1 protein-coding gene is annotated in these 680 nt (G+C 73.4%); it reads left to right on the top strand.

All coding sequences use genetic code 11. From position 1 onward, the window contains the following. Positions 1-45: 45 nt before the first annotated feature. Positions 46-680 (top strand): bifunctional DNA primase/polymerase (locus U9R90_RS36630; RefSeq protein ID WP_411061840.1); only part of this gene is annotated, 635 nt, incomplete at its 3' end.

Genomic DNA, 680 nt, shown 5'->3' with positions numbered 1-680 from the left:
CCCACCCCCCTTCCCATTTTCGAACGTACGTACGAAACTGAAAGCATGGCCACCCCTGACCGGCACACCAGAACGCTGGCCCTCGCGCACGCGCTCTCCGCCGCCGAGCGCGGACTGGCCGTCATCCCGCTCACCCGCGCCAAGCTCCCCGCGCTGCGCTCACCCCACCGCGACGACCCCGTACACCCGCCCTGCCACGGCGAGTGCGGCCGCCTGGGCCACGGCGTGTACGACGCCACCACCGACCCCGCCCGCATCCGACGCCTGTTCGCCGCCGCACCCTGGGCCACGGGTTACGGCATCGCCTGCGGCCTGCCCCCGCACCACCTCATAGGCATAGACATAGACACCAAGCCGCACACCGACACCGAAACGAACCCCGCCGCCAAGGCGCCCCTCGCCACCGCGGCCACCTCGGCCTCCTCCGCCGACCTGCGCGAACTCGCCCTACGCCACCTGTTCACCATCCCGGACACCGTGGTCGTCCTGACCCCCAGCGGCGGCCGCCATCTGTGGCTCACCGGCCCACCCGACCTGGTGATCCCCAACTCCGCGAGCCGACTGGCCCCCGGCGTCGACATCCGGGGCGCCGGCGGCTACCTGGTCGGCCCCGGCTCCCGTACGGCACACGGCGTCTACCGCACCGCCCCCGGCACCGGCCACCTGGCGCCCGCCCCCTT

Source organism: Streptomyces sp. E11-3 (genome assembly GCF_046540415.1).
Lineage (GTDB): Bacteria > Actinomycetota > Actinomycetes > Streptomycetales > Streptomycetaceae > Streptomyces.
Note: the sequence above shows the minus strand (reverse complement) of the source record. Positions and strands in the feature narration are given on the sequence as shown.